Here is a 2676-nt window from a genome sequence, read left to right as displayed (position 1 = left end):
ATCAACAACATTTTATCTTGTTCTTTGTTCAAGATGACCATGCTCACAGCCGTACTGAAAACAGGGAATCGATACCCTTCACAACTGCTGCAATAAGGGATGTTCCCTTCGTTTTCCAGATGTTTCGCTTCCAATTCTGTTCCACATTCCATGCAATAATTCATCTATTATGTACTCCCTTTCTGGCTATGATTCCGTTAGTTTCCTGCACTCTATTGTGCTGATTCCTAATAATTTTTCAATCGACACGATTTTTACGCACAAGCAAAATAATTCCGTCGCTCGAGTCAGTTCCTCCAATTCCAAGTATGTCGGTGCAATCCTGATGTTCTTATCCTCAGGGTCCATGCCATAAGGGAAAGTCGCACCGGCTTCGGTCATGATGAGTCCTGCCTTTTTCGCCTTTTGCAGGATCTTTTTTGCACATCCCGCCTCGGAATTGAAGGAAATAAAGTATCCGCCTTTGGGATTCGTCCATTCTCCGATGTCGAGTCCACCCAGTTCCGATTCCAAAATTGCCAATACCTTTTCAAATTTTGGCCTCAAGATTTTGGCATGCAATTTCATATGTGCCCTTATCCCATCGGCATTACCAAAAAACTTTACATGCCTGAGCTGGTTCAGTTTATCATATCCGATCGTCTGAATTTGGAGTTGTTTTTTGATTTGCGCAAGGTTTGCTGCGGAGGCAGCGATGGCGGCGATGCCCGCACCCGGAAAACTGATTTTTGAGGTGGAGGCGAATTTATAGACCATATCCGGGTTATTCACTTTCGCGCATGCATCCAATATTTCAAGAACATTTTCCGGTCCAGCATACAAATGATGCACCCCATATGCATTATCCCAATAGATTCTGAAATCGTCCGCTTTCGGCTTAAGCCCTGCGAAACGCTGGATGGTTTCGTTCGAATAGACGGTTCCGGTCGGATTGGAATATTGCGGTACACACCAGATCCCTTTGATCGCTTCATCTTCCGATACCAACCGTTCAATCAGGTCCATGTCAGGTCCCGTCTCTTGCATCGGAACAGGGATCATTTCGATCCCGAAATGCGCCGTTATCGCGAAATGTCGATCATAACCCGGAACCGGGCATAAAAATTTGACCCGCTCCAAATGGTTCCATGGCGTATTCCCCATAACCCCGTGCGTCACGGAGCGCGCTATCGAATCGTACATGATTGCTAGGCTGGAGTTGCCGTGGATCAGTACCTGTTCCGGACCTGTCTGCATCAGGCCAGCCATCAGCCTTTTTGCCTCCAGGATCCCATCAACCGCTCCGTAGTTCCGGCAGTCCACAGCTCCTTCGCTTACGAAATCGGTCATTTCGTCCAGAATAGTGAGCATGCCCATGGACAAATCCAATTGCTTTTTGCTGGGATTCCCTCTAGCCATATTCAATACCGCACCATTTTGCTGATGCAAGCGATAAGTCCGACTGAGCTGCTCCCTCAGCATCTCCAATTCATTTCTTTCCATCTTTCTATATGCTGCCACGACTCTTCCCCCTTTGCGTGCCCTTGCATTCTAACAAAGGTAGCGCACGAGGGGAATAATCAAGAATCTGACAACCGTAAATCAATACTTGATAGTCGTTTTATTTACGGCCCATCAGCCTATTTTCCATTTAACTGCGTATTCCATGAAATTCTTCAGGGTGTCGCTGATCACCTTCCCTTTTTTGGTGATGACATACAACTTCCATTGAAAATCGCCTTCAAATGGGATGGCACTTAACCCTTCCGATTTCATGTCGCTGAAATTGCTTCTCAAAGTGATCGATGCCCCCCTTCCTTGGGAGCATAACTTATGGCACAAACTGTATCCACTGGTGTTGAATACTATCCTTGGCTCAAAATCATATTCTCTGCACTTTTCGATGAACAGATCGTGCATTTTGAACATATCGCTTTCTATGATGAAATCTTTATCTTTGATATCCATAAAGGACACACTTTTGCAATCAGCCAGCTTGTCCTCGTCCCTGACAAGCAAATATAAGTCTTCAGAATATAAGAGCGTTGCTTCATACTTTTCCGTATCCACTGGCCCGACGGCAAATCCGATATCCGCTTTTTCTTCATCGATCATCTCTTCGACATATCGGTCAGGAAACTCCATATAATCAAGGTGAACATCAGGAAATGCATCCGCAAAGCCAAAGATGAAATCGGGCGTGAGCAACCTCAGCGCGCCATATGCCGAAACCAAGCGGATGAATCCTTGAGTTCGCCGGTACAGATCCCCGATTTCATTCTGAAGCTCTGCATAGATTTCGAGTATCGCCTCGGCTTTTTTTAAAAGAATCTGGCCGTACTCATTCGGCCTCGCACCGTTCGGACTTCTTTCCATCAATACGATGCCTAGTTCCTTTTCCATCTTTTGCAGGACACTGCTTAGTCCTTGGGGTGAAATGTAAGTATTCTTCGAAGCCTTGGTGATGCTTCCCGTTTTACTTATCTCTATGAAATATTTCAGATCTTGTATGTCCATGTACACTCCAACTCCCCCCGCAATAATCATCATTATAGCATGCCATTTTTTGTCTTTCTTTCCTTTCGAATAAAAATAACCCGAAGAGTGAACATTCGGAAAAACGAATGTTCACTCTTCGGATTTGAATTATGGGTGACAGCCTGGTTTCCTTTTTATTGTGCTGATTCGCAGATGGCT

2 protein-coding genes are annotated in these 2676 nt (G+C 45.1%); both read right to left on the bottom strand.

The window, feature by feature from the left end:
* Positions 1–186: 186 nt before the first annotated feature.
* Positions 187–1500: an aminotransferase class I/II-fold pyridoxal phosphate-dependent enzyme gene (locus WBV27_RS07175; protein WP_424200703.1), complete on the bottom strand. Its 1314-nt coding sequence runs from the start codon at positions 1498–1500 to the stop codon at positions 187–189.
* A 114-nt stretch (positions 1501–1614) separates the two neighbouring features.
* A complete protein-coding gene (locus tag WBV27_RS07170) occupies positions 1615–2496 on the bottom strand; it encodes a LysR family transcriptional regulator (RefSeq protein ID WP_424200701.1) in 882 nt (293 codons plus the stop codon).
* Between the last annotated feature and the right edge of the window lie 180 nt (positions 2497–2676).

The organism is Trichococcus sp., assembly GCF_049589555.1.
Classification (GTDB): Bacteria; Bacillota; Bacilli; order Lactobacillales; family Aerococcaceae; genus Trichococcus.
Note: the sequence above shows the minus strand (reverse complement) of the source record. Positions and strands in the feature narration are given on the sequence as shown.

What these genes read in the sequence shown, in the direction of transcription:
- WBV27_RS07170 (WP_424200701.1), bottom strand. Translation starts at nt 2,496, where the DNA reads ATGGACATACAAGATCTGAAATATTTCATAGAGATAAGTAAAACGGGA.